General features: G+C 68.5%; 24 protein-coding genes. 14 read left to right on the top strand and 10 right to left on the bottom strand.

Features of this window, described 5'->3' with window-relative positions:
- The first annotated feature begins 427 nt into the window (after positions 1-427).
- The 3 genes from HPS01S_RS12030 (at position 428) to HPS01S_RS12020 (ending at position 2013) form a co-directional block, all read left to right on the top strand.
- Positions 428-952: a GNAT family N-acetyltransferase gene (locus HPS01S_RS12030; RefSeq protein ID WP_066156026.1), complete on the top strand. Its 525-nt coding sequence runs from the start codon at positions 428-430 to the stop codon at positions 950-952.
- Positions 953-1018: 66 nt separating this feature from the next.
- Positions 1019-1444, top strand: a complete 426-nt coding sequence (locus HPS01S_RS21590; protein ID WP_084397332.1) for a GFA family protein — start codon at positions 1019-1021, stop codon at positions 1442-1444.
- Positions 1444-2013, top strand: a complete 570-nt coding sequence (locus HPS01S_RS12020; RefSeq protein ID WP_255284206.1) for a dihydrofolate reductase family protein — start codon at positions 1444-1446, stop codon at positions 2011-2013. The genes HPS01S_RS21590 and HPS01S_RS12020 overlap by 1 nt, the downstream gene beginning before the upstream one ends.
- 24 nt (positions 2014-2037) lie before the next feature.
- On the opposite strand, the gene HPS01S_RS12015 is transcribed toward HPS01S_RS12020, so the two are convergent.
- Positions 2038-2832 carry an MBL fold metallo-hydrolase gene (locus HPS01S_RS12015; protein WP_066156020.1) on the bottom strand — a complete coding sequence of 265 codons (795 nt, stop codon included), beginning with the start codon at positions 2830-2832 and terminating at the stop codon, positions 2038-2040.
- Between the two features lie 89 nt (positions 2833-2921).
- Here HPS01S_RS12015 and HPS01S_RS12010 point away from each other — a divergent pair, with 89 nt between their 5' ends.
- Positions 2922-3893 carry a helix-turn-helix domain-containing protein gene (locus tag HPS01S_RS12010; protein WP_084397330.1) on the top strand — a complete coding sequence of 324 codons (972 nt, stop codon included), beginning with the start codon at positions 2922-2924 and terminating at the stop codon, positions 3891-3893.
- A gap of 75 nt (positions 3894-3968) precedes the next feature.
- Here the strand turns inward: HPS01S_RS12010 and HPS01S_RS12005 are convergent, their stop codons facing one another.
- The gene (locus HPS01S_RS12005) at positions 3969-4385 is read right to left on the bottom strand and encodes a VOC family protein (RefSeq protein ID WP_066156017.1); all 417 of its coding nucleotides are present in this window, start codon (positions 4383-4385) and stop codon (positions 3969-3971) included.
- Between the two features lie 102 nt (positions 4386-4487).
- A complete protein-coding gene (locus tag HPS01S_RS12000; protein WP_066156014.1) occupies positions 4488-5246 on the bottom strand; it encodes a DeoR/GlpR family DNA-binding transcription regulator in 759 nt (252 codons plus the stop codon).
- A gap of 87 nt (positions 5247-5333) precedes the next feature.
- On the opposite strand from HPS01S_RS12000, the gene HPS01S_RS11995 reads away from it, so the two are divergent.
- Positions 5334-5954, top strand: a complete 621-nt coding sequence (locus HPS01S_RS11995) for an NUDIX domain-containing protein (RefSeq protein WP_066156011.1) — start codon at positions 5334-5336, stop codon at positions 5952-5954.
- A gap of 100 nt (positions 5955-6054) precedes the next feature.
- Complete coding sequence (locus HPS01S_RS11990; RefSeq protein ID WP_066156008.1) at positions 6055-6894, top strand: DUF3047 domain-containing protein; 840 nt, start codon at positions 6055-6057, stop codon at positions 6892-6894.
- 6 nt (positions 6895-6900) lie between these two features.
- Here HPS01S_RS11990 and HPS01S_RS11985 read toward each other — a convergent pair whose 3' ends face one another.
- Both HPS01S_RS11985 and HPS01S_RS11980 read right to left on the bottom strand, forming a co-directional pair.
- Positions 6901-7590: a DUF4286 family protein gene (locus tag HPS01S_RS11985; protein ID WP_066156004.1), complete on the bottom strand. Its 690-nt coding sequence runs from the start codon at positions 7588-7590 to the stop codon at positions 6901-6903.
- Positions 7587-8561: a LysR family transcriptional regulator gene (locus tag HPS01S_RS11980; RefSeq protein WP_066156001.1), complete on the bottom strand. Its 975-nt coding sequence runs from the start codon at positions 8559-8561 to the stop codon at positions 7587-7589. Before HPS01S_RS11980 ends, HPS01S_RS11985 begins: the two co-directional genes overlap by 4 nt.
- Positions 8562-8675: 114 nt before the next feature.
- Between HPS01S_RS11980 and HPS01S_RS11975 the strand changes: the two genes are divergently transcribed.
- Positions 8676-9275: an FMN-dependent NADH-azoreductase gene (locus HPS01S_RS11975; protein ID WP_066155997.1), complete on the top strand. Its 600-nt coding sequence runs from the start codon at positions 8676-8678 to the stop codon at positions 9273-9275.
- A gap of 24 nt (positions 9276-9299) precedes the next feature.
- Entirely contained in the window at positions 9300-10184 is an 885-nt protein-coding gene (locus HPS01S_RS11970) for a pirin family protein (RefSeq protein ID WP_066155994.1), read from the top strand.
- Positions 10185-10191: 7 nt separating this feature from the next.
- Here the strand turns inward: HPS01S_RS11970 and HPS01S_RS11965 are convergent, their stop codons facing one another.
- The 4 genes from HPS01S_RS11965 to HPS01S_RS11950 are packed head-to-tail and all read right to left on the bottom strand — an operon-like array spanning position 10192 to position 14423.
- Entirely contained in the window at positions 10192-11622 is a 1431-nt protein-coding gene (locus HPS01S_RS11965; protein WP_066155992.1) for a phospholipase D-like domain-containing protein, read from the bottom strand.
- Positions 11622-12335 (bottom strand): YebC/PmpR family DNA-binding transcriptional regulator, encoded by a 714-nt coding sequence (locus HPS01S_RS11960; protein ID WP_066155989.1) that lies wholly within the window; start codon positions 12333-12335, stop codon positions 11622-11624. Before HPS01S_RS11960 ends, HPS01S_RS11965 begins: the two co-directional genes overlap by 1 nt.
- 56 nt (positions 12336-12391) lie before the next feature.
- Positions 12392-13426 carry a YeiH family protein gene (locus HPS01S_RS11955; RefSeq protein ID WP_066155985.1) on the bottom strand — a complete coding sequence of 345 codons (1035 nt, stop codon included), beginning with the start codon at positions 13424-13426 and terminating at the stop codon, positions 12392-12394.
- A 16-nt stretch (positions 13427-13442) separates the two neighbouring features.
- Positions 13443-14423 (bottom strand): tripartite tricarboxylate transporter substrate binding protein, encoded by a 981-nt coding sequence (locus tag HPS01S_RS11950; protein WP_066155982.1) that lies wholly within the window; start codon positions 14421-14423, stop codon positions 13443-13445.
- A gap of 135 nt (positions 14424-14558) precedes the next feature.
- Here HPS01S_RS11950 and HPS01S_RS11945 point away from each other — a divergent pair, with 135 nt between their 5' ends.
- From HPS01S_RS11945 to HPS01S_RS11920, 6 genes are all read left to right on the top strand, one after another.
- On the top strand, positions 14559-15599 hold the full coding sequence (locus HPS01S_RS11945) for an AraC family transcriptional regulator (protein WP_066155980.1): 1041 nt from the start codon (positions 14559-14561) through the stop codon (positions 15597-15599).
- 118 nt (positions 15600-15717) lie between these two features.
- Entirely contained in the window at positions 15718-16698 is a 981-nt protein-coding gene (locus HPS01S_RS11940; protein ID WP_066155977.1) for a quinone oxidoreductase family protein, read from the top strand.
- A gap of 20 nt (positions 16699-16718) precedes the next feature.
- Positions 16719-17567: a TauD/TfdA dioxygenase family protein gene (locus HPS01S_RS11935; protein ID WP_066155974.1), complete on the top strand. Its 849-nt coding sequence runs from the start codon at positions 16719-16721 to the stop codon at positions 17565-17567.
- A gap of 30 nt (positions 17568-17597) precedes the next feature.
- Entirely contained in the window at positions 17598-18656 is a 1059-nt protein-coding gene (locus HPS01S_RS11930; protein WP_066155970.1) for a beta-keto acid cleavage family enzyme, read from the top strand.
- Between the two features lie 54 nt (positions 18657-18710).
- Positions 18711-19712 (top strand): Bug family tripartite tricarboxylate transporter substrate binding protein, encoded by a 1002-nt coding sequence (locus tag HPS01S_RS11925; RefSeq protein ID WP_066155967.1) that lies wholly within the window; start codon positions 18711-18713, stop codon positions 19710-19712.
- A 7-nt stretch (positions 19713-19719) separates the two neighbouring features.
- Positions 19720-20136, top strand: coding sequence for a carboxymuconolactone decarboxylase family protein (locus tag HPS01S_RS11920; RefSeq protein ID WP_066155964.1), 417 nt, complete (start codon positions 19720-19722; stop codon positions 20134-20136).
- Here HPS01S_RS11920 and HPS01S_RS11915 read toward each other — a convergent pair.
- Entirely contained in the window at positions 20123-22267 is a 2145-nt protein-coding gene (locus tag HPS01S_RS11915; RefSeq protein WP_066155961.1) for a xanthine dehydrogenase family protein molybdopterin-binding subunit, read from the bottom strand. The two genes, HPS01S_RS11920 and HPS01S_RS11915, sit on opposite strands and share 14 nt — an antisense overlap.
- Between the last annotated feature and the right edge of the window lies 1 nt (position 22268).

Raw genomic sequence — 22268 nt, 5'->3', positions numbered from 1 at the left:
AATCGAGGGGGACGTCCAAGGGCTATCGCCCTCGGCCGCCCCTCATGTCAAACGTTAAGCCGCATGAAACTCTCACTTGACGCTAGACGATCTTGGTTGGTTGCAGCGTGCTTTGCCGGCTTTGTTGGGCTTAGCTTTGGGGTCGCGTACCTTTTAAGTTTCCTGCCTTCGTTTGCGGAAAAATGCAACGCTCAGTGCAAAGTAAGTGGAATGGAAGGGCGCATGGTTCCTATCTATCCCGCAGCGATGACAGCGGGCATGAACGGCAGAGGACCTGAAGAGTGCAAATGCTCCCTACCTGGCACTTTCAATCCTTCGGCGCGGTGAGCATTCGGCTTAACATGTCGGCCCAGAGGCGACGGCCTAAGGCCGCGCCTGGCCTCCAACGTTGAGCGTCCGCTCCTGGCCGATACCGGTTCCAAACCCCATGCCCGAAGACTTCGAGCACCGCCGAGCAGCCACTACCGACGCCCAAACCCTCAGCACGCTCGCCACCCAGGTCTTCCTCGACACCTACGCCACCCACGGGATCAACGACGCCCTCGCACGGGAAGTGGCCACGGTCTACTCCGCCGAGGTGTTTGATCGGCGGCTGCGGGACGCGGATGTCGAGTTGCTGCTCGTCACATCGGGCGGGTACACGGTGGGTTTCGTGGATATTTCCTTTGCCACAAGCTGTCCCGTTCCAGACGTGCGCGGCGCCGAGGTGTTCCGGCTGTACGTGCAGCGCCCGTTCCTGCGCCGTGGTCTGGGGCGCAGCCTGTTGGCCAAGGCCGAGGCGTCCGCCCGCGCCCGGGGTCTGGAGGCCCTCTGGCTCACCGCCTGGGCCGGCAACCACGGGGCGCTGGCGTTCTACCAGTCGCTCGGCTTCCGGGACATCGGGACCAAGGAGTACGTCATCGACGGCGTGGGCCATGAGAACCGTGTGCTCTGCAAGGCCCTGGCCGGGTAGACGCCTGTCCCTCCGGTCTGTAGGCTCTCCCGCTGGTGCAGAAATCGAGACTGACAAGGAGCTCACATGAAGTCATTCACCGGTGGTTGCCTCTGCGGCGAAATCCGATACGAGATCAACGCAGAGGCCGGTCCATCCAGGATCTGCTGGTGCAGGGACTGCCAGAAGATCTCGTCCAACGGAACGGTCAACGTCCTATTCCCCAGCGAGGCCATCCAGATCTCGGGAGCGCCGGGCCAGCACAAGAAGACGGCCGACAGCGGCAACACGGTGACCCGCCGGTTCTGCGCAAGCTGCGGCACCCAGTTGTTCTCCGACTCCAGTGGTCGCCCGGGCCTGACGGTGGTTCGGGTGGGCACGCTGGACGAGCAATCGGCCGTCAGGCCCACCACCAACATCTGGGTGGCCAGTGCGCCACGCTGGGCTTGCGTTGATCCATCGCTGGAGCAATTCGAGGGCCCTCCCGTGGTGGCGCCGCAGCCCAAGGCGTGATGCCCACCATGGGCCTCCTGACCTTCAGCCTCAACCTCACCCTGGACGGCTGCGTCGACCATCGGGAAGGCATTGCCGACGAGGAGACGCATGCCTTCTTCACGCGCCTCATGGACGGGTGCGGCGCGATGCTGTGGGGGCGCACCACCTACGAGATGATGGAAAGTTACTGGCCGGCGGTGGCCCGTGGCGAAGTCGAGGCGCCACCGGCGCTGCGCGAATGGGCGGTGAAGCTGGAGGCCAAGCCGAAGTACGTGGTGTCGTCCACGCGCAAGGACTTCCCCTGGACCCACAGCCACCACATCGCTGCCGATGACCTGCGCACTGGTGTGCAGGCGCTCAAGGACGCCACGCCCGCGGGTGTGCTGCTAGGCAGCGGCCTGCTCGCCACCGCGCTCGACCGGCTGGACCTGATCGACGAGTACCGTTTTCTCCTTCACCCCCGGATCGCCGGTCACGGCCCGGCGCTGTACGCGGGCGGCCTGCCCGGCACGCGCCGGCTGGAGCTGGTGTCTGCACAGCCGCTGCGCTGCGGCGCGGTCGCCCTGCACTACCGGCGCGGACGCTGACCGCGTCGAGCACCCGGCCCGGCATCACCGTCCGTGGCCCTGCAGATCGAACCGGAGGCAAGCGCCATCTTCAGGAACCTGCACACGGTCCTGCAACCCGCGCCGGCGCGCTTCCAGGCGCAGATCGCTGCGCCGGGTGGGACAGTGGTCCAGTGCCTCCAGGTGATTCAGCACGACATGCCCGCACCCGCCCGTCGCGGCGCGCAACGCCTGGTCGGCGTCCATGATCAGTTCGCTGCCGAAGTCCATGGCCGCGCCGCCGGCGGGCAATACGCTGACCGAGTCGACAGGCAGGGCGGCCATGACACGGCAGACCTCGTCGGTCAGCACCGTATCTCCGGCCAAATAGAGGGTGGGTTCTCCGGGCCATTCCAGGATGTAGCCGTGTCCGTGCGCCATCAGCTTGCCGACCCACCCGCGACCGTGCAGGCAGGGCACTGGCGTGATGCGCCCGCCCGCCACCTCGGTCGACTCGTGGGCATTCAGCACCTGCACGGCCAAGCCCCGGGTGCGCAGGTAGTCCTCGTCTTCCGGCATGCACAACACCGGCAGCTGGCGTTCGCGCAGCCAGCGCTTGCCTGCCCGGTCGAGGTGGTCGAAGTGTCCTTTCTGGCAATGGGTGATCAGGGCGTGTGTGGCGCTGTCCAGCAGCGCGTCGACCCCCTCGGGCAGCGCCACGACGGGATTGCGGCGCCGCTGTCCGACGAGGTACTTCAGTGACGGCAGGGCGCCCTGCGGCGCCAGCATCGGATCAACCAGCACCCGGTGGTTGGCGATTTCAACCAACAGGGTGGCGTTGCGTATCTGCGTGATCTTCAAGGGTTCTCTCCGGGTCATTCAGTGGCCTGCATTCTGTGCAGTCAGGCTTAGGCGTACCATGGCTCAAAACGACACAATGGAGTCATTTCATGCCAACGCCTTCGCGATTCGATGTGGGGCTGCTGATCTACCCCGGCTGCATGCCGGCCGGGCTGTTTGCGGCGGCGGATCTTTTGTCCGCCGCGGCGCTGCGCTCAGGGGCCCGGCACTGGAAGGTGCACTGGGTGGGTTTGAAGCGCGGGCCGGTGGCCTGTGCGCACGGTATGTCGTTGAGCGCGGAAGCGGCACTGGACGCGCAACGCTGGGATGCCCTGCTGATGCCCGGTTTCTGGGCAGGTTCGCCGGCGCAACTGGATCAGGGGCTGACGACACTGCGGCCGCTGCAGCAGTCGCTCAGGGCGTTGGGTCGCAAGGTACCGCTGTGGACCTGGTGCACCGGCGTGGCGCTTGCCGCCGCCAGTGGCCGGCTCGACGGGAAGTCCGCCACCGGCACCTGGTGGATGGCGCCAGTGCTGTCGCAACGGCATCCGTCGGTGAACTGGCAATGGCAGCAACCGATGGTCAGCGGCCCGAACCTGGCCACCGCCTCTGGCGTGCACGGCTACCTGTCCATCCTGAGCGAGCAGATGGAACAGCGCATCAGCCCCGAGGCCTGGCGGGACGTTCAGCGCCTGATGGTGTTGCCACGCCCGCAGCCCGCGGCGAGCGTCTTCGACGCCATGCTGACCCTGCACGGAACCGATCCATTCCTGGCACGCCTTCGCCAGCTGGTCGAGCGCCTGCCTGCCACCCACACCACACTGGAGGTGTTGTCCCGATCGCTCGCCTGCTCTTCGCGAACCCTCGCGCGCAAGGTAAACGACCTCGCGGGCATGCCGGTGGGTCGCTTCGTGCGGCTGGTCAAGCTGCACCAGGCGGGCGAACACCTGCTGCACAGCGGGTGCAGCGCGGCCCAGGTGAGCCACACGTTGGGCTTCGCGGACGAGTCGGGGTTCCGGCGCAGCTTCAAGGCGGCGACTGGCCTGACACCGCAGGAGTACGTCAACCGCTATCGCATGTAGACCGGCCGCACGGAGGTGCCCGTTTGATGCGGAAGGTCAGGCCAAAGACGCATCAGCCTTCTGCACCACCGGGGGTCAGCGCTGATCTGCGTGCGGCATTGAGACGGGGTCCATCCAGAGCGCTGCCCACATGTGCCCGTCGGGGTCGGCCAGGTCGCGCGTGTACATGAAGCCTGTGTCTTCCGCCGGGTTCACGTCGGCCTGCCCACCATGCGCCGCGGCGGCCTGGTTCATCGCGTCCACCGCGTCACGGCTGTCCAGGACCAGCGACAGCATCAATCCGGCGGTTCCGGCCGGAGGGAATGGTCGCTGCGTGAACGTGCGCCACTTTGCGTGCGTGATGAGCATCACGCAGATCGCCTCGCTCCACACCATGCAGGCCGCGGAGTCGTCGCTGAATTGCGGGTTTCGCTCAAAGCCCAGGGCCTTGTAGAAGGCCACGGATGTTTCGAGGTTGGCCACGGGCAGGCTGACAAAGATCATCTTAGGCATGGGGTTCTCTCCTTGGTGGTGTGCGGGTTGAGCGCCAGGCTCTCCACACGACGAACCACACCTGCTGGAATCGACATACGCTCGCTGTCGATCAACACCTTTTCAATCAGCCTTCTGCACCACCACGCCCCCCGCCCGCAGCGCCTTCACGGTTTTTGCTGGCGTGCCGTCGGGCACCACCAGCAGCGACAGCCCCTTCATCGGCGCGATGACGAAGGCCGATGCGCTGAGCAGCTTTTCGCTGGACGCCAGCACCACCGTTTCCGCCGCGCGGGCGTGCAGCGCGCGCTTCACGTCGGCCTCTTCGGCGTCGCCGGTGCTCAGCCCCGCTTCGGGATGCACGCCGGTCACGCCCAGGAAGAACAGGTCGGCCCGGAAGCGCGCCGCGGCTTCGATGACCGAGGCGCCGACGTTCACCATGGAATGGCGGAACAGGCGCCCGCCGAGCACGATGATGTCCACGTGGCGGTGCGCGGCCAGTTCCACCGCCACGTTGGGGCTGTGGGTGATCACCGTGGCGCGCAGGTCGGCCGGCAGCTGGCGCGCGACCTGGATGGCGGTGGTGCCGCCGTCGAGCATGACCACCTGGCCGGGCTTGATGAGCTGCGCACCGAAGCGCCCCAGCGCCTGTTTTTCGTCGGGCGACACCTGTTGCCTCACCCGCAGGTCGCCCGTGGCGGCGGACGCGGGCAATGCCCCGCCGTGCACGCGCTGCAGCTTGCCCTGCTGCGCCAGTTCGCGCAGGTCGCGGCGGATGGTGTCTTCCGAGGTGCCCAGTTCCAGCGCCAGTTCCCCGGCCACGATCTGACCGTGCGTGGCGAGGCGGCTGAGGATGAGCTGTTTACGCTGGGCGGTGAGCATGGGGGGCCTCTTTTGCGATGTCTTGTGCGGTGGCGTCGGACGCGCTACGATTGCACGATATTACACGACACTGCACGAATTTATACGATGACCAACCCCCACCACCGAGAGATCCCGCTGCCCGCGAACGAACGCGTGCGCATCGTCGAACAGCGCGTGCTGGCCGACGACTGGTTCGTGCTGAAGAAGAACATCTTCGACTACCGCCACAGCAGCGGGCGCTGGCAGCGGCTGCAGCGCGAAACCTACGACCGCGGCGATGGCGCGGCCCTGCTGCTGTTCAACCGGGCGCGGGGCACGGTGGTGCTCACCCGCCAGTTCCGTTTTCCGGCCTACGCCAACGGCCTGGCCGACGGCATGCTGGTGGAAGCCTGCGCCGGCCTGCTGGACAACGAGGCACCGGAAGTGGCGATCCGGCGGGAGGTGGAGGAAGAAACTGGGTTTGCGGTGCGCATGCCGCGCAAGGTGTTCGAAGCCTTCATGAGCCCGGGCTCCGTCACCGAGCGGCTGCACTTCTTCGTGGCGGAATACGAGCCCGGTGACCGCGTGAGCCAAGGCGGCGGCGACGCCAGCGAGGGCGAGGACATCGAGGTGCTGGAATTGCCGCTGGAGCGGGCGCTGGCCATGATCGGCACCGGCGAGATCCAGGACGGCAAGACCATCATGCTGCTGCAGCACGCGGCGCTGGTGGGGCTGGAGCGCCTGTAGGGTGGGCGGCCACCGGGCGGCACAACTCGTAACCCATCCCACCCGCACCGCGGCGTCACAATATGGCCCGGCTTTTTCGCCGCTGCCTCACGCGTCTTTCATGTCTTCTGCTCTCTCCCCGCGCTCGCCCCGCCTCTGGGCCTCCCTGCTGGCCCTTTTTCTGAGCGCCTGCGCCACCGCCCCCACGCCCTCTGCCGACGGAACCGACGACACCACCGCGGAGGCCGACGAGGCCAGCCCCAAGCAGCGCCCGGTGATCCTCGACGGCACAGCCTGGCAGGCCAGCAACCACATCGACGGCGCCGCGCCGGCCACGCCCTGGGAACACCAGGTCTTCATGAGCCGCCGCCCCACGCGCTACCAGGCCACCGAACACGCCGGCCGGCCGGCCGTGCGGGCCGAGGCCATGGGCTCCAACAGCACGCTGAACCTGCTGCTCAAGCCCGCCCCCGGCGCGCAGGCCAAACGCCTGCACTTCTCGCTGTTCGTGCCGGCGCTGAACCCGGCGTTCAATCTGGGTGAAAAGGGCGAGGACGATTCGGTGGCGCGGCTGATCCTGAGCTTCGATGGCGACCGCCACAACGGCACCTGGAAGGCGCGCGACCACATCGTCTCGGAGCTGTCGGGCCTGATCGCCGGCAAGCCCCTGCCCTACGCGTCGATCATGTATGTGTGGGACAACCGCTACCCGGCCGGCACGGTGATTCCCAACCCCTACACCGGGCGCATCCGCCAGATCGTGGTGGAGTCGGGCACGGCGCGGCTGAACCAGTGGGTGGACTTCGACCGCGACGTGGAGGCCGACTTCCGGCTGGCCTTCGGCGAGGCGCCGGGGCCGATGATCGGCCTGGGCCTGATGACCGATTCGAACAACTCGGGCGCTGCGGTCACGGCCTGGTACGGACCGCTGCAGCTGACGATGTCGGCGCCGGCGAACTGAGCCTGCTCAGTTGGCGCCATCCAGCCCGGCCAGCCGCCGGTCAAGCTGGAAGCTGGCGCTGAACAGCTGCGGGTCGCTCACCCCGGCGCCCGCCAGTTCACGACCCAGCAGCCCGTCCAGCGCCGCCTGCGCGCCTGCCGCGTGCAGCGCCTCGACCACCAGCACGCCGTCGAACACACCCTCCACGCTGCGGCGCATGGACTTCTCCTTGGTCTGCACGCCAGTGCCGGCCGCGTCCACCTGCATCAGCCAGACCTGGGCCACAGCGTCCAGCCCCGCGACTTTCTGCACCAGCGCTTGCTGCGCGCCAGCGTCTTGCAGGCCCGCCGCGGCAAGGTCCAACCGCAGCGGCGCCACCACCGATCCATTGCCCAACCCCGCCCTTGCCACCACCGGCCCGCCGCCGCGCGCAAAGTTCTGCAGGATGGGCATGGTGCGCTGCGACCAGGGCGTGGGCGCGTTCAGCCGGGCGAGGTACGAGGGGCCGGCCAGCACGCCAGCGTCCTGCAGCTCGTAGGTAATGAAGAAGCGGCGCTTGCCACCGGCCTCGGCGCGGAACACGCGACCCGAGAGAAAGCCGTCGACGCCGACGCGCTCCAGCACGTGCTCGCGCGTGAGCCAGTGCAGGTAGTCGGTTTCCTGGCCGGGTTCGATGTCGCTCCAGATGGCGAGCTGGGCTTGTCCGCGGTGGGTCATGGTGTCTCCTGGGTGAGGTTGGAAGGGGGAATGCGCGCCATGTCGCAGCGCGCCAGCGCGGCCTTGAGCATGTCCACGAACGCGCGGGTCTTGGGCGGCACCAGCTTGCGCCCCGGGTAGACCGCCCAGGCCGGCGCTTCGGGCAGGCACCAGTCGGGCAGCACGCGGCGCAGCTGGCCGGCGTTCACCGCTTCTTCGGCGAAATGGTTGGGCAGCGCGGCGATGCCGGCGCCGGCGCGCGCCATGCGCATCAGCAACTCTGGCGAGTTGGCGCTGACCTGCCCGCGCGGCACCGCCGACCAGCGCTCGCTGCCGCGGCTCAGTGGCCAGACCGCCGGCTCGCCGTTGCCGCGCAGCAGGCGCAGCGCGGTGTGGCCGGCCAGGTCGTCGGGGTGTTGCGGATCGCCGCGCGCTTGCAGGTAGCCCGGCGCGGCATACAGCCCGTTGGCAAACACCGCCAGCCGCGTGGCCACCAGCAGGTTGTCGTCGGGCAGTTCGCCCATGCGCACCACCACGTCGAAGCCTTCGCCGAGCAGGTCGACCCGGCGCGGCGAGAGGTCCAGGTCGAGCGTGATCGCCGGGTGCAGCGCGGTGAAGGCGGCCAGGCTGTCGGCCAGCATCAGGTTGGCGAAGTCGCTGGGCATGGACACGCGCAGACGGCCGCTGGGCGCGGCGCGTCGCTGCTCGCGCAGGCTGTGCACCGCCTCCAGTTCGGCCACCACCTGCCGCGCGTGTTCCAGCAGCTGCAGGCCGAACTCGGTGAGCGACTGGCGCCGCGTGGTGCGCAGCAGCAGGCGCTCACCCATCAGCCGTTCCAGCGTCGCCACGCGGCGCGAGACCGTGGATTTGGGCAGGCCCAGGCGCACCGCGGCCTGGCTGAAGCTGCCCAGCTCGGCCACCCGGGCAAAGATGAGCAGGTCGGTCGGTTCGATGGCGTCGGGGCCACATTCGCGGTGTGATTGTTCCACCATGGAAACAATCTTATCCATTTCGACGGCTTTTCAAGAGGATTCGCAACCCATAAAGTTGAGTCCATCGGTCAACTACTGACCGTTTCCGAATCACCCAATACCCAGGAGCCCGCCATGAAGATTCTGCAGATCAACGCCAGCCCCCGTCGCGAAGCCGGCAATTCCACCAAGCTCGCCAACAGCGTGAGCGAGCGCCTGGTGGCCGCCCACCCGGGCAGCACCGTCACCCTGCGCGACCTGGGCACCACGCCCGTGACCGTGCTCGACGAGGTGGCGCTGGGCGCCCTGTTCACCCCCGCCGAGCAGCGCAGCGCCGGGCAGGCCGCCGTGGTGGCCGAGTACGACGCGCTGATCGCCGAGCTGCAGGCGCACGACGCCATCGTGCTGGGCGTGCCGATGTACAACTTCGGCGTGCCGGTGCAGCTCAAGGCCTGGATCGACGCCGTGGCCCGCGCCGGCGTGACCTTCCGCTACACCGAGAAGGGCCCCGAAGGCCTGGTCAAGGGCAAGACCGTCTACCTGGCGCTGGCCCGTGGCGGCCTCTACCGCGACCAGCCGCACGACAGCCAGACGCCCTACCTGAAGACCGTGCTGGGCTTCCTGGGCCTGACCGACGTGCGCCTGATCTACGCCGAGGGCCTGAACATGGGCCCCGAGGCCGTGGCCAAGGGCTTTGCCCAGGCCGAGGCCGACCTGGCCGCCGCCATCGGCTAAATCTTCAACCCAACGGAGACCACCATGACCGCCACCCTCACCCCCCGCCTGCAGCAGCCCCGCCGCGTCGAGCGGCTGGTGGCCGGCATACCCACCTCCGACGGTGCGGGCGTCAAGCTCACCCGCGTGCTGACGCAAAACCTGCAGCGCCGGCTGGACCCGTTCCTGATGCTCGACGCCTTCGGCAGCGACCAGGCCGACGACTACATCGCCGGCTTCCCCGACCACCCGCACCGCGGCTTCGAGACCGTGACCTACATGATCGCGGGCCGCATGCTGCACCGCGACAGCGCCGGCCACGAAGGCCTGCTGGAAAACGGCGGCGTGCAGTGGATGACCGCCGGCCACGGCGTGATCCACTCCGAGATTCCGCAGCAGGAAGAAGGCCTGATGGAAGGCTTCCAGCTCTGGCTGAACCTGCCCGCGCGCGACAAGCTGTGCCAGCCCTGGTACCGCGACTTTTCGAACGCCGAGCTGCCGCAGTTCACTACGCCCGAAGGCGTGGCGGTGACGGTGATCGCCGGTGAAAGCCACGGCGTGACCGGCGCGGTGACGCGCGAGGGCACGCAGCCGCTGTACCTGGACCTGCACCTGGCCGCCGGCTCGCACTTCGAGCAGGCGCTGCCGGGCACGCACAACGCCTTCGTCTACGTCTACCGCGGCGAGGTGAGCGTGAACGGCACGGCGGTGCCGGTGCAGCGCATGGCGCTGCTGGCCAACGACCCGGCCAGCGACGGTGTGCGCATCGAGGCCTCGGCCGACGCCAGGGTGCTGCTGATCGCCGGCCGGCCGCTGAACGAACCCATCGCCCAGTACGGCCCGTTCGTGATGAACACCACCGACGAGATCTACCAGGCGCTGGCCGATTTCCGCGACGGCCGCCTGGGCGAGCAGCGCGCCACGGCCTGAGCGACGCCTAGAGCAGGAAGCCCAGGAAGCTGGCGAAGGGCCGGACCATGCGCATCTGGAAGATGGTTTCCGGGTCCGCGCCCTCGATCAGCGCGTCGTAACCGCGCGCGCCCGGCGCGCCGGTGATGGCGCGCGACTGCGACAGCCGCGCCTTCAGGCTGGTCGTCATGGCCGCGGCCAGTTCGGGGTTGTTGCGGCAGATCACGATCAGTTCCGAGTTGAGGTTGGCCGAGCGCGGGTCCATGTTGTAGGTGCCCACCACCACGGTGCGGTCATCGAACACCGCGCGCTTGCCGTGCACGCCCCAGCGCTGGGACGCGGGCGGGCGGGCGTTCTGCTTCAGCGGCCGGCCGTCGTAGCCCCAGACTTCGAGGTTCACCAGCGCGAAGCGGTCCAGCGAATCGGCCAGGCTGGCCACGGCGTAAAACGCGTCGGTGGAACGCAGGGTGTTGGTGAGGAACTGCAGCTTCACGCCGCGCTGAAGCACCCCCTGCATCAGCGCGACGCCATCGCCGCGCAGCACCAGATACGGGCTCTCGACCACGATGTGCTGCTTCGCCTCCTGCACCAGCGAGGCAATCGCCGTGTAGACCTTGCGCCGCTCCACGCCCGAGCCGGGGTAGTCGGTGACGAAGTGCGTGTCGCGGCAGGTGCTGAACCGCGGCGCCGCGGTGTGCTGGCGCAGCTCGGCGCTGATGCGCTCTTCGGCCACCGTGCGGTTGCCCAGCAGGTTGATGCGGGGCGCATCGGTCTCGTCCACCGCGATGTCCTTGGGCTCGGTCACCCAGTCCGACGCCCAGTACAGCTCGAAGCTGTCGACGATGGCGCCCGCGATCGGCCCCTGGATCAGCAGGTCGCTGTCGAGGAAGTTGTAGTGGGTGGACAGGTCGAAGTAGTCGTTGCCGATGTTGCGGCCGCCGATGATGGCCTTCTGCCGGTCCACCACCAGCAGCTTGCGGTGGGTGCGGTGCTGCATGGCGAAGAAGCGCGCGATGCCCGAGGTGTTGTAGTAGCGCACCTGCACGCCCGCCTGCTCCAGCGTGCGCGCCACCTGCGGCGCCAGCTTGAACACCGGCATCGCGAAATCCACCAGGATGCGCACTTTCACACCCTGCGCCGCCTTGCGCGCCAGCGCCTGGCTGATCAGGCGGCTGGACTCGTCGAGTTCGTAGATGAAGAACTCCAGCTCGATGGACTGCTTCGCTTCCTCAATCAGCTTCAGGCGCGCGGCCAGCGAGTCGAAACCCACGTCCAGCAGGGCCACCGCGTGCGGCTCGCGCGAGCGCACGTCGATGGCGGCGTGCTGCGGCGCCTGGCCCAGCCACTGGCGCTCGCTCGCCTCCTGGATGCCCAGGAAGGCGATGGCGAACACCACCGGCACACCGACCAGCAGCACCAGCAGCGCGATGCCGGTCCACCGGACGAGCCGCCAGATCATCAGCCGTCCAGCCCGGCGAAGATGTTCTGCACGTCGTCGTGTTCGTCCAGCGCCGCCAGAAAGGCCTCCACCTCCTCCAGCGCCTCGGCGCTCAGGCTGGCCGGGTCCACCGGGTTCTTGGGCTTGTAGCCCAGCTTGGCCGACAGCACGGTGAAGCCCTGGGCGGGCAGCGCACGGCTCACGAGGTCGAGGTCGGTCGGGTCGGTGAGGAACACGCACACGCCCTCGTCGTCCGCGGGCTCGAAGTCCTGCGCGCCGGCCTCGATGGCAGCCACTTCGGCGTCGGCGTCCTTGTTCGTGGCTTCGGCTTCGATGATGCCCACGTGGTCGAAGTCCCACGACACCGAGCCGCTGGTGCCCAGCTGGCCCTTGCGGAACAGCACGCGCATCTCGGGCGCGGTGCGGTTCACGTTGTCGGTCAGGCACTCCACCATCACCGGCACGCGGTGCGGCGCAAAGCCTTCGTAGATCACGTGTTCGTAGTGCACCGCCTCACCCGTGAGGCCGGCCCCCTTCTTGATGGCGCGCTCCAGCGTGTCCTTGGGCATGGACACCTTGCGCGCCTGTTCGACCACCAGGCGAAGGCGGGCGTTGGCCGCGGGGTCGGCGCCGTTGCGGGCCGCAATGATGATGTCCTTGACCAGCTTGCCGAACAGCTTGCCTTTCGCGTTCGCCGCGATGTCCTTGTGTTTGGCTTTCCATTGCGCGCCCATGGGGTTCCCTTCCGTGTGAACCCGGAAGTGTAGTGGGCCGGGTACGCGGCACCGGGCTACGACAGCTGCAGCAGTCCCCAGAACAGCGCTGCCAGAAAGGCGGTCTCCAGCACCATCAGCGCCACCGGCTTCCAGCCCACGGTGACGATCTCGCGCAGCTGGGTCTTCATGCCGATGGCGGCCATCGAGGCCACCAGCAGGAACTGCGACGTGCCCTGCCCCGCCTGCACCAGCGCCGCCGGCAGCCAGCCGCTGCTGTTGACCAGCACCAGCACCGCGAAGGCCACCGCGAACCAGGGCAGCAGCGGTGGGCGTGGACCGGCCGGCGCATCGCCGCCCTGCTCGCGCTCGTAGCGCCGCGCCAGCACCGCGGCCAGCGCGATCACCGGCAGCAGCATGGCCACCCGCATCAGCTTGACCAGGGTGGCGGCGTCGCCCGCCTCGTGCGAGAGACTGTAGCCCGCGCCGACCACCTGGGCCACGTCGTGGATGGTGCCGCCGATGAAGAAGCCCGCCATCACCGGTGGCATGTCCAGCGCGTGGGTGAGCATCGGGTAGAGCACCATGGCCAGGGTCGAGAGCGTGCTCACGCCGATCACGGTGAACAGCGTGGCGCGCTCCTTGAGCGGGTGCGCGGGCATCGCGGCGGACAGCGCCAGCGCCGCCGACGCGCCGCAGATCGCCACCGCACCACCAGTGAGCAGGCCGAAGAACAGGCGGAACCCCATCAGCCGCGCCAGCACCATGCCCACCGCAATCGTCGCGGCCACCGAGACCAGCACCATCAGCACCGGCGACCAGCCCAACGCCGCCACCTGCGCCACCGTGATGCGCAGCCCCAGCAGGGCCACGCCCAGGCGCAGCAGGGTGCGCGCGGTGAACTGGATGCCAGGGCCGGCCTTGCCTTCGGTGGAGAGGAAGTTCAGCGCCATGCCCAGCAGCAGCGCGAACAGCATCACCGGCGCGCCGTAGTGGGCGCCCAGCGCCATGGCGGCCACCGCCACCACGGCGCTGAGGGTGATGCCTGGGGCCAGCTCGGCCGCGTGGGTGCGCAGCCGGGGCCAGTGTGCAGGCGCGAGGAACGTGCTCATTGTCAGCACCAGGGGCTCACTGGTTGAGCTTGATGTCGAAGGCCTTGACGATGGCCGCATTGCGCTCGAAGTCGGCGCGCAGCGACTGCGCCATCTGCTCGGCGGTCTCGTCGCCGCCCGCATCGAAGCCCGCACCCAGCAGGCGGTCGCGCACCTTGGGCGAGGCGGCGCTCTTGTCCACCGCCGCGTTGATCTTCTGCACCAGGGCAGGTGGCACGCTGCTGGCCACGATGATGCCGACCCAGTTGGTGAAGTCGAGGTCGGGGTAACCCTGTTCGGCCATGGTGGGCACGTTGGGCAGGTGCGGTGAGCGCTTTTTCCCGGCGACGCCGAAGGCCTGGATCTTGCCGGCCTCGATCATCTTCTTGGACGTCGCCATGCCGTCGAACATCAGCGGCACCTGGCCACCCATGAGCTGTGCCAGCGCGGGCGGCGAGCCCGCGAAGGGCACGTGCTGCATGTCCAGCCCGGCCTTCTGGTTCAGGATCATGCCGGCGTAGTGCGAGCTGGTGCCCGTGCTGTACGACGCGAAGCTGACCTTGCCGGGGTTGGCCTTGACCCAGGCCACCACACCCTTGACGTCCTTGGCCGGCACGGTGGGTGCCCCCACCATGACCATGGTGGCGCGGGCGATGGCGGTCACCGGCTTGACGTCCTTGAGCGGGTCGAAGGCCGTCTTCATGACGTGCGGGATCTCGGTGAGGATGTTGCTCGCCGTCATCATGATGGTGTGGCCGTCGGGCGGCGCGGCCAGCATGGCCTGCACCGCGATGGCGCCGCCGGCGCCCGGCTTGTTCTCCACCACCACCGGCTGGCCGATGTCGGCCGCGAGCTGGTCGGCCACGATGCGGGCCACCACGTCCATGGTGCCGCCGGCCGGTGCGGGCACCAGCATGCGCACGGGCTTGTCGGTCCAGGCCATGGCGGCCGGCAGGGTGAGGGCAAGGGCGGCAGCGCACACGGCGCGGCGCAGGGGCGAAAAGCGGAAGGCGTTCATGGATGTCTCCAGTGTGGCGCAGGCCATCGTCGGGCCTGTCGTGGCCCGGGTGTCGGACCGTGGGGCAAATCCTAGGCCTGCACCCCCCACTGTGCTTGTCCAATCGGGACATCGACTTTCGAAATTGGGACATTCATGGATTACCCCTACGTGCCCGTGGTGCGCAGCGCCAGCCTCTCCGGCTACGTCGAGCTGGCGCAGTCGCTGGGGCTGGATGCGCGCGCCCTGCTGCGCAAGGCCGGACTCTCGCCACGGGCGCTGGACGATCCCGAAACGCCGCTGAGCGCAGCGGCGGTGCGGGCGCTGCTGGAAGACAGCGCGCAGGCCAGCGGCGTGGACGACTTCGGCCTGCGCATGGCGGCGCGGCGCCACCTGGCCAACCTCGGCCCGATCAGCCTGGTGCTCAAGGAGGAGCCCACCGCGCGCGCCGCGCTGGACACGCTGTGCCGCTACCTGCGCCTGCTCAACGCCTCGCTGCTCACGCGGGTGGAGGACCACGGGCCGTTGGTGATCATCCGCGAGGAGCTGCTGGTCGAGCAGTCGGCCAGCACGCGCCAGTCGATGGAGCTGGCGGTGGGCGTGATGTACCGCATCGTGCGCGAGCTGCTGGGCGGGCCGTGGAAGCCGGTGCGCGTGTGCTTCAAGCACCGGCCGCCGAAGGACGCGAAGGCGCACAAGGCCTTCTTCGGCACCTCGGTGGACTTCAACAGCGAGTTCAACGGCATCGTCTGCACCGCCGCCGACCTGCAGACCCCGCTGCCCGGCAACAACCCCGAGATGGCGCGCTTCGCCCGCCAGTACCTGGACCGCGCGCTCTCGGGCCGCCACCAGAGCACCAAGGCCACGGTGCAGCAACTGGTGGCCGCGCTGCTGCCAGGCGGGCGCTGCACCTCGCAGCAGGTGGCGCAGCACCTGGGCGTGGACCGCCGCACCATCCACCGCCACCTGGCGCGCGAGGGCGAGAGCTTCGCCACGCTGCTGCAGGCGGTGCGTTCCGAACTCGTGCTGCGCCAGGTGCAGGACAGCGACCTGCCGCTGTCCGAGGTGGCGCAGCTGCTGGGCTTCGCCGCGCCGGCGGCGTTTTCGCACTGGTTCCGCCACACCTTCGGCTGCAGCGTCACCGCCTGGCGCGCGCAGGAAAAAGCGAAAGCGGCGGTGCGTCAGGGTCAACCCTGACTGTCCCACATTCGCAAATCAATGTCCCAGTTTGACAAGCACTGACTGGCGGTGATTCCTACGATGCGTTCCATGGTCCGGACACCCGGTACCCCGAACGCACGAAGGAGACACCCCCATGGCCACTGCCATCCGCATGCACCGCACCGGCGGCCCCGAGGTGCTGGAGATCGAACAGGTCGAGGTGGGCGACCCAGGCCCGGGCCAGGTCCGCCTGCGCCACGCCGCCGTCGGCCTGAACTACGCCGACACCTACTTCCGCAACGGCACCTACCCCATGCCCCTGCCCGCCGGCATGGGCGTGGAGGCGGCGGGTGTGGTCGAGGCCGTCGGCCCCGATGTGAGCAACGTCGCCGTGGGCGACCGCGTCACCTACACCGGCTTCCTCAACACCCTGGGCGCCTACGCCACCGAGCGCCTCATCGCCGCGGCACCGCTCATCAAGCTGCCCGACGGCATCGGCTTCGAGACCGCCGCCGCCATGACCATGCGCGGCCTGACCTCGGCCTACCTGATGCGCCGCATCCACCCCTTCCAGGCCGGCGACACGCTGCTGCTGCACGCGGCGGCCGGCGGCGTGGGCCTGATCGTCTCGCAGTGGGCGAAGCTGCTGGGCATCACCGTGATCGGCACCGTGTCCACCGACGCCAAGGCCGAAATGGCCCGCGCCCACGGCTGCACCCACACCATCAACTACAGCCACGAGGACGTGGCCACGCGGGTGAAGGCACTCACCGGTGGCAAGGGCGTGGATGTGGTGTTCGACAGCGTCGGCAAGAGCACCTTCATGGCCTCGCTGGACTCGCTCAGGCGCCGCGGGCTGATGGTCTGCGTGGGCACGGCCAGCGGCCCCATCGAGGGCTTCAACCCCAACCTGCTGGCCATGAAGGGCTCGCTCTACCTCACGCGCCCGGCCCTGGCCGACTACATCGCCGACCCGGCCGAGAAGGCCGAACTCGCCGCCGAAGTGTTCGGCCACGTGGCGGCCGGCCGCATCCGCATCGACATCCACCAGCGCTACGCACTCGGCGATGCGCAGCAGGCGCACCGCGACCTGGAGTCGCGCAAGACCACCGGTTCGTCGGTGTTCGTGATCTGAACCGCCCGAGGAGACACCCCATGAAGATCGAGCAACTCACCTGCGCCATCGGCGCGGAAGTCAGCGGCGTGAGCCTGGCCGATGCGGCGCGCGACAACGCGCTGTACGAGGAGATGAAGGCCGCGCTGCTCAGGCACAAGGTGCTGTTCCTGCGCGACCAGGACATTTCGCGCGCCGACCACGTGGCCTTCGCGCGCCGCTTCGGCGAGCTGGAAGACCACCCGGTGGCCGGCAGCGACCCGGAACACCCGGGCCTGGTGCGAATCTACAAGACGCCCGACGCGCCCAACGACCGCTACGAGAACTCGTGGCACACCGACGCCACCTGGCGCGAGGTGCCGCCCATGGGCTGCGTGCTGCGCTGTGTGGAATGCCCGCCGGTGGGCGGCGACACCATGTGGGCCAACATGGCGCTGGCCTACGAGCGGCTGCCCGAGCCGGTCAAGCAGCAGATCGCCGGCCTGCGCGCGCGCCACAGCATCGAATTCAGCTTCGGCGCCGCCATGCCCGTCGAAAAACGCCTGGCGCTCAAGGCCCAGTTCCCCGACGCCGAGCACCCGGTGGTGCGCACCCATCCCGAGACCGGCGAGAAGGTGCTGTTCGTCAACGGCTTCACCACCCACTTCACCAACTACCACACGCCCGAGAACGTGCGCTATGGCCAGGACTTCACCCAGGGCAGCTCGGCCCTGCTGCAGTACCTGATCAGCCAGGCCGCGATTCCCGAGTACCAGGTGCGCTGGCGCTGGCAGCCCAACAGCGTCGCCATCTGGGACAACCGGTCCACCCAGCACTACGCTGTGATGGACTACCCGCCCTGCCACCGAAAGATGGAGCGCGCCGGAATCATCGGCACGCCCACGTTCTGACCCCCCATTCACTGACCCAGGAGACACCTCATGAACTTCCTCGACGGCCACCTCTTCCCGGAAAACCAGCCACCCCTGGTCATCACCGCCGCCCCCTACGGTCCCGAGTGGATTCCTTCGGACTTCCCCGAGGACATCGCCGTGACCATGGAAGAGCAGGTACAGAAAGCCGTGGACTGCTACAACGCCGGCGCCACCGTGCTGCACCTGCACGTGCGCGAGCTGGACGGCAAGGGCAGCAAACGCCTGTCCAAGTTCAACGAGCTGATCGCCGGCGTGCGAGAGGCCGTGCCCGAGATGGTGATCCAGGTGGGTGGATCGATCTCGTTCGCGCCGGTCGGCGAAGGCGAGATCGCCAAGTGGCTGTCCGACGACACGCGCCACATGCTGGCTGAGCTGACGCCCAAGCCCGACCAGGTGACCGTGACCGTCAACACCACCCAGATGAACGTGACCGAACACATGGAAGAGGCCGACATCGCCGGCACCTCCATGGCCACGCCCGAGGGTCGCCGCGCCTACACGGAGATGGTGGTGCCCTCCACGCCCAGCTTCGTCGAGGAACACGTCAGGCGCCTGTCCGCCGCCGGCATCCAGAGCGCCTTCCAGTTCTACAACCTCAACAGCTTCGAGACCGTCGAGCGCCTGATCCGCCGCGGCGTCTACAAGGGGCCGCTGGTGTGCAACTGGGTCGCCATCAGCGGCGGCATGGACGCCCCCAACATCTACAACCTGGCCAACTTCCTGCGCGCCATCCCCGACGGCACCATGCTCACGGTGGAAAGCAGCATGCGCAACACCCTGCCGATCAACATGATGGGCATGGCCATGGGCCTGCACGTGCGCTGCGGCATCGAGGACAACCTCTGGAACCAGAGCCGCACCGAGAAGATGACCACCGTGCAGCAGATTCAGCAGCTGGTGCGCATGGCCAACGAGTTCGGCCGCCCCATCGCCACCGGCCAGCAGGCGCGCGAGATCCTGAAGATCGGCGTGTTCTACGACACCGTGGAAGAGACCCTGGCCGCCAACGGCTTCTCGCCCAACGCACCGGGACGCCAGCAGGGCTTTCTGCGCAAGGTGGCCTGAGGGCAGCCCGCCCCGCGTCGACCCGAAAGACCTTCAACGATGTCAGGACAGTCCATGACCCTCCACACTTCTTCGCCCGCCCTTCCGCGCAGAACCCTTGTTCTGGCCTCGCTGCTGGCCCTGCCCTTCGGCCAGGTGATGGCCCAGGGCACTGGCTGGCCCAACCGCCCGATCCGCATCGTCGTGCCTGCACCGGCCGGTGGCGCCTCCGACATGATCGCGCGCACCGTGGCCGAGAACGTCCGCAAAAGCCTGAACCAGCCGGTGCTGGTCGAAAACAAGCCCGGAGCCGGCGGCATCCTCGCCGTCGAAAGCATGCTGGGTGCTCCGCGCGACGGGTACACCTTTGTTCTGTCGCCCAACTCGCTCGTGACGGAAAACCCGCACAGCTACAAGTTCCGCTTCGACCCCCTCAAGGATCTGGTCCCGATCGCCGAGGTCGCCTCCGTCGCGCTGGTGCTGGTGGCCGACCCGTCCCTGCCCGTCTCCAACCTGGCCGAGATGGTGGCCTACGTGAAAACGCGACCGGGCAAGGTGTCCTACGCGTCCTACAGTCCCGGCACGCTGTCGCATCTCAAGGGCCTGCAGTTCAGCAAGGCTGCAGGGCTGGACATGGTGCACGTGGGCTACAAGGGCTCTCCGCCCGCGCTGCAAGACCTCATGGGCGGCCAGGTGCAGTTCATGTTCGACGGCCTGGGCACCTCGCTGCCCCTGATCAAAAGCGGAAAGGTGCGCGCCCTGGCCGTGACCTCGGCCAAGCGATCGCCCTATCTGCCCGACGTGCCCTCGCTGGCGGAAGCGGGACACCCCGATCTGAGCCAGATCATGGGCACCTCGATCTGGTCCACGCCCGACGTCCCGCAGGACATCCGCGACAAGTTCCGCCAGGAACTGATCAAGGCCATCTCGACCCCTTCTGTGAAGAGCCAGCTCGGCGCCCTGGGCATGGACGCCGGCAACCCCGCCCAGACCGTCCCCGAGCTGGAGAAGGCGCTGCGGCAGGACAACGAGAGCACGGGCCGGATGCTGCGCTCGATCGGCCACCAACCCTCCTGAACCACGCATGAGCCATCCGACCACCTCCCCCGGCGCGGGCACCAGCGCCACCCCGGTCAGCGACGAGCTGCGCGCCAGCGGCTACTGGAACCCCGAGTGGGACAGCTTCGCCGAGCTCGACCCCCTGTGGACCGAAAAATTCCTCGACATGGCCATGCACCCCATGCGCAAGGGCCTGATCGAGCCCAAGGTCTGGGAGTTCATCTCGATCGCGGTGGACGCCTCATGCACGCACATGTATGGCCCGGGCACGCGGCGCCACATCCGCCGGGCACTGGAACTCGGCGCCACCCCGGAGGAGATTGCGGCGGTGCTCCAGGGCGTGAGCGTGCTCGGCCTGCATGCCAACAGCATGGGTGCGCCCATGCTGTTGGAGGAGGTGGCCCGCCACCAGGCCCGGGCCTCGCCGATCAGGCCTTCTTGAGCTGCGACGTGTCGAACGGCAGGCTGCGCAGGCGCTTGCCGGTGGCCGCGAAGATCGCGTTGGCCACCGCCGGCGCCACCGGTGGCGTGCCGGGCTCGCCGATGCCGCCGGGCTTCTCGGTGCTCTTGACGATGTGCACCTCGACCTTGGGCATCTCGTTGTGGCGCAGCACCGGGTAGTCGTGGAAGTTGCCCTGTTCGACCCTGCCGTCCTTGAGGCTGATCCTGCCGTACAGCGCGGCCGACAGCCCGTAGACGATGGCGCCCTCGACCTGGCGCTCGATGATGGTGGGGTTCACCGTCATGCCGCAGTCCACTGCGGCCACCACGCGGTGCACCTTGGGCGTGCCATCGGCGTTGATCGAGACTTCGGCCACCTCGGCCACATAACTGCCGAAACTCTGCACCACCGCGATGCCACGGAACACGCCCGCCGGCAGCGGCTTGCCCCAGCCGGCCTTCTCGGCCGCCACTTCCAGCACCTGCCTGTAGCGCGGCTGCTGGTCCATCAGCGCGCGGCGGAACTCGAACGGGTCCTTGCCCGCGGCGTGCGCCATCTCGTCGATGAAGCCTTCCATGAAGAAGCTGTTCTGCGAGTGGCCGACCGAACGCCAGAACCAGACGCTGGGCCCAGGCTCGCGCCGGCCGTAGGTGATGAGCTGGTTGGGCACGCTGTAGGGGTGGTCGTTGATGCCCTCCATCGCGAAGCTGTCGACACCGCTCTCGGGGATCTTCATGAAGCCCGAGGCCGCCATGATGGACGGCGAGCCTACGCCGGCCTTGAGCAGCACCGCGTTGCCCTGGGCGTCCAGCCCGCCGGTGAACTTCGCCACCGAAGCCGGGCGGTAGAAGCCGGCGGCCATGTCGTCCTCGCGGGTGTAGACCAGCTTGACCGGCGCGCCGCTGATCTTGGACAGCAGGGTGGCGTCGATCACGAAGTCGGGCGCGAAGCGCCGGCCGAAGCCGCCGCCCAGCATCATGGTGTTGACCTTGACCTTGCCCGGGTCCACCGAAGCCACCTGCGACAGGATGCCCTGCACCGGCCCCTGGCTCTGCGTGCCGGCCCAGACCTCCACGCCGTCGGGCTTGACCCAGGCCGTGCAGTTCATCGGCTCCATGCAGGCGTGCGCGAGATAGGGCGCCTCGTAGGTGGCCTCGACCAGCTTGGCCGGGGTGATGCCGGCGTCGCCCGCCTTGAGCGCCACCGCGTCGGCCTTGCTGGCGCCGTCGGTCAGCATGGCCGTGACCTTGGCCGAATCGAGCCCGGCCTTGTCGCCAAAGTCCCAGTCCACCTTCAGCGCATCGCGGCCCTTCTTCGCGGCCCAGTACCCCGTGGCCAGCACCGCCACGCCGGTCGGCAGCGTGATCACCTGCTTCACGCCCTTGACCGCCTTGGCCGCCGTGTCGTCCACCTTGGCCACCTTCACGCCCGGCAGCGGCGCGCGCGCCATCACGGCCACCAGCATGCCGGGCAGGTTGACGTCGATGCCGAACTTGGCCGAACCGTTGGTCTTGCCCGCCGTGTCCAGCCGGGCCTTGCGCTGGCCGAGGATCTTGAAGTCCTTCGGGTCCTTCAGCGCCACCTTCTCGGGCGCCTTCTGTTTCGACGCCGCCTCGGCGAGCTGGCCGTAGCTCAGCTTCTTGCTGCCGTGCATCACGTGGCCGGCCTCGGTGCGGCATTCGCCGGCCGGCACCTTCCATTGCTCGGCCGCGGCCGCCACCAGCATGGCGCGCGCGGTGGCGCCGGCGTTGCGCATCACGTCCCAGTGGCCGCGCACCGTGGTCGAACCGCCGGTCGCCTGCATGCCGAAGGCGGGGTTGTTGAAGGCCTGGCTCACCGGCGCCTGCTCCACGCCCACCGTGGCCCAGTCGGCGTCCAGCTCTTCGGCCATCAGCTGCGGGATCGCGGTCAGCACGCCCTGCCCCATCTCGGAGCTGCCGCAGACCACGGTGACGCGGTTGTCGGGCGTGATGCGCAGCCAGGCGTTGGGCGTGAAGGCGGTGTCGGTCGCTGCCAGAGCCCGGCCGCCCATGGACGGCAGGGTGAAGCCGACGACCAGGGCGGCGCCTGAACCGGCCATGAAGCCGCGGCGGCTGGTCTCGAAGGCGTGGGAATCGTTGGTGGTGCTCATG

The sequence above is a fragment of the Hydrogenophaga pseudoflava NBRC 102511 genome, assembly GCF_001592285.1.
GTDB lineage: Bacteria > Pseudomonadota > Gammaproteobacteria > Burkholderiales > Burkholderiaceae_C > Hydrogenophaga > Hydrogenophaga pseudoflava.
The sequence above is the reverse complement of the archived record's forward strand: the minus strand, read 5'-3'. Positions and strand labels throughout refer to the sequence as shown.

Bases quoted from the DNA above. Each gene is read 5' to 3' on its own strand.
- HPS01S_RS12030 (WP_066156026.1), top strand. From the start codon at position 428: ATGCCCGAAGACTTCGAGCACCGCCGAGCAGCCACTACCGACGCCCAA.
- HPS01S_RS21590 (WP_084397332.1), top strand. From the start codon at position 1,019: ATGAAGTCATTCACCGGTGGTTGCCTCTGCGGCGAAATCCGATACGAG.
- HPS01S_RS12020 (WP_255284206.1), top strand. From the start codon at position 1,444: ATGCCCACCATGGGCCTCCTGACCTTCAGCCTCAACCTCACCCTGGAC.
- HPS01S_RS12010 (WP_084397330.1), top strand. From the start codon at position 2,922: ATGCCAACGCCTTCGCGATTCGATGTGGGGCTGCTGATCTACCCCGGC.
- HPS01S_RS12005 (WP_066156017.1), bottom strand. From the start codon at position 4,385: ATGCCTAAGATGATCTTTGTCAGCCTGCCCGTGGCCAACCTCGAAACA.
- HPS01S_RS12000 (WP_066156014.1), bottom strand. From the start codon at position 5,246: ATGCTCACCGCCCAGCGTAAACAGCTCATCCTCAGCCGCCTCGCCACG.
- HPS01S_RS11995 (WP_066156011.1), top strand. From the start codon at position 5,334: ATGACCAACCCCCACCACCGAGAGATCCCGCTGCCCGCGAACGAACGC.
- HPS01S_RS11990 (WP_066156008.1), top strand. From the start codon at position 6,055: ATGTCTTCTGCTCTCTCCCCGCGCTCGCCCCGCCTCTGGGCCTCCCTG.
- HPS01S_RS11985 (WP_066156004.1), bottom strand. From the start codon at position 7,590: ATGACCCACCGCGGACAAGCCCAGCTCGCCATCTGGAGCGACATCGAA.
- HPS01S_RS11980 (WP_066156001.1), bottom strand. From the start codon at position 8,561: ATGGTGGAACAATCACACCGCGAATGTGGCCCCGACGCCATCGAACCG.
- HPS01S_RS11975 (WP_066155997.1), top strand. From the start codon at position 8,676: ATGAAGATTCTGCAGATCAACGCCAGCCCCCGTCGCGAAGCCGGCAAT.
- HPS01S_RS11970 (WP_066155994.1), top strand. From the start codon at position 9,300: ATGACCGCCACCCTCACCCCCCGCCTGCAGCAGCCCCGCCGCGTCGAG.
- HPS01S_RS11965 (WP_066155992.1), bottom strand. From the start codon at position 11,622: ATGATCTGGCGGCTCGTCCGGTGGACCGGCATCGCGCTGCTGGTGCTG.
- HPS01S_RS11960 (WP_066155989.1), bottom strand. From the start codon at position 12,335: ATGGGCGCGCAATGGAAAGCCAAACACAAGGACATCGCGGCGAACGCG.
- HPS01S_RS11955 (WP_066155985.1), bottom strand. From the start codon at position 13,426: ATGAGCACGTTCCTCGCGCCTGCACACTGGCCCCGGCTGCGCACCCAC.
- HPS01S_RS11950 (WP_066155982.1), bottom strand. From the start codon at position 14,423: ATGAACGCCTTCCGCTTTTCGCCCCTGCGCCGCGCCGTGTGCGCTGCC.
- HPS01S_RS11945 (WP_066155980.1), top strand. From the start codon at position 14,559: ATGGATTACCCCTACGTGCCCGTGGTGCGCAGCGCCAGCCTCTCCGGC.
- HPS01S_RS11940 (WP_066155977.1), top strand. From the start codon at position 15,718: ATGGCCACTGCCATCCGCATGCACCGCACCGGCGGCCCCGAGGTGCTG.
- HPS01S_RS11935 (WP_066155974.1), top strand. From the start codon at position 16,719: ATGAAGATCGAGCAACTCACCTGCGCCATCGGCGCGGAAGTCAGCGGC.
- HPS01S_RS11930 (WP_066155970.1), top strand. From the start codon at position 17,598: ATGAACTTCCTCGACGGCCACCTCTTCCCGGAAAACCAGCCACCCCTG.
- HPS01S_RS11925 (WP_066155967.1), top strand. From the start codon at position 18,711: ATGACCCTCCACACTTCTTCGCCCGCCCTTCCGCGCAGAACCCTTGTT.
- HPS01S_RS11920 (WP_066155964.1), top strand. From the start codon at position 19,720: ATGAGCCATCCGACCACCTCCCCCGGCGCGGGCACCAGCGCCACCCCG.
- HPS01S_RS11915 (WP_066155961.1), bottom strand. From the start codon at position 22,267: ATGAGCACCACCAACGATTCCCACGCCTTCGAGACCAGCCGCCGCGGC.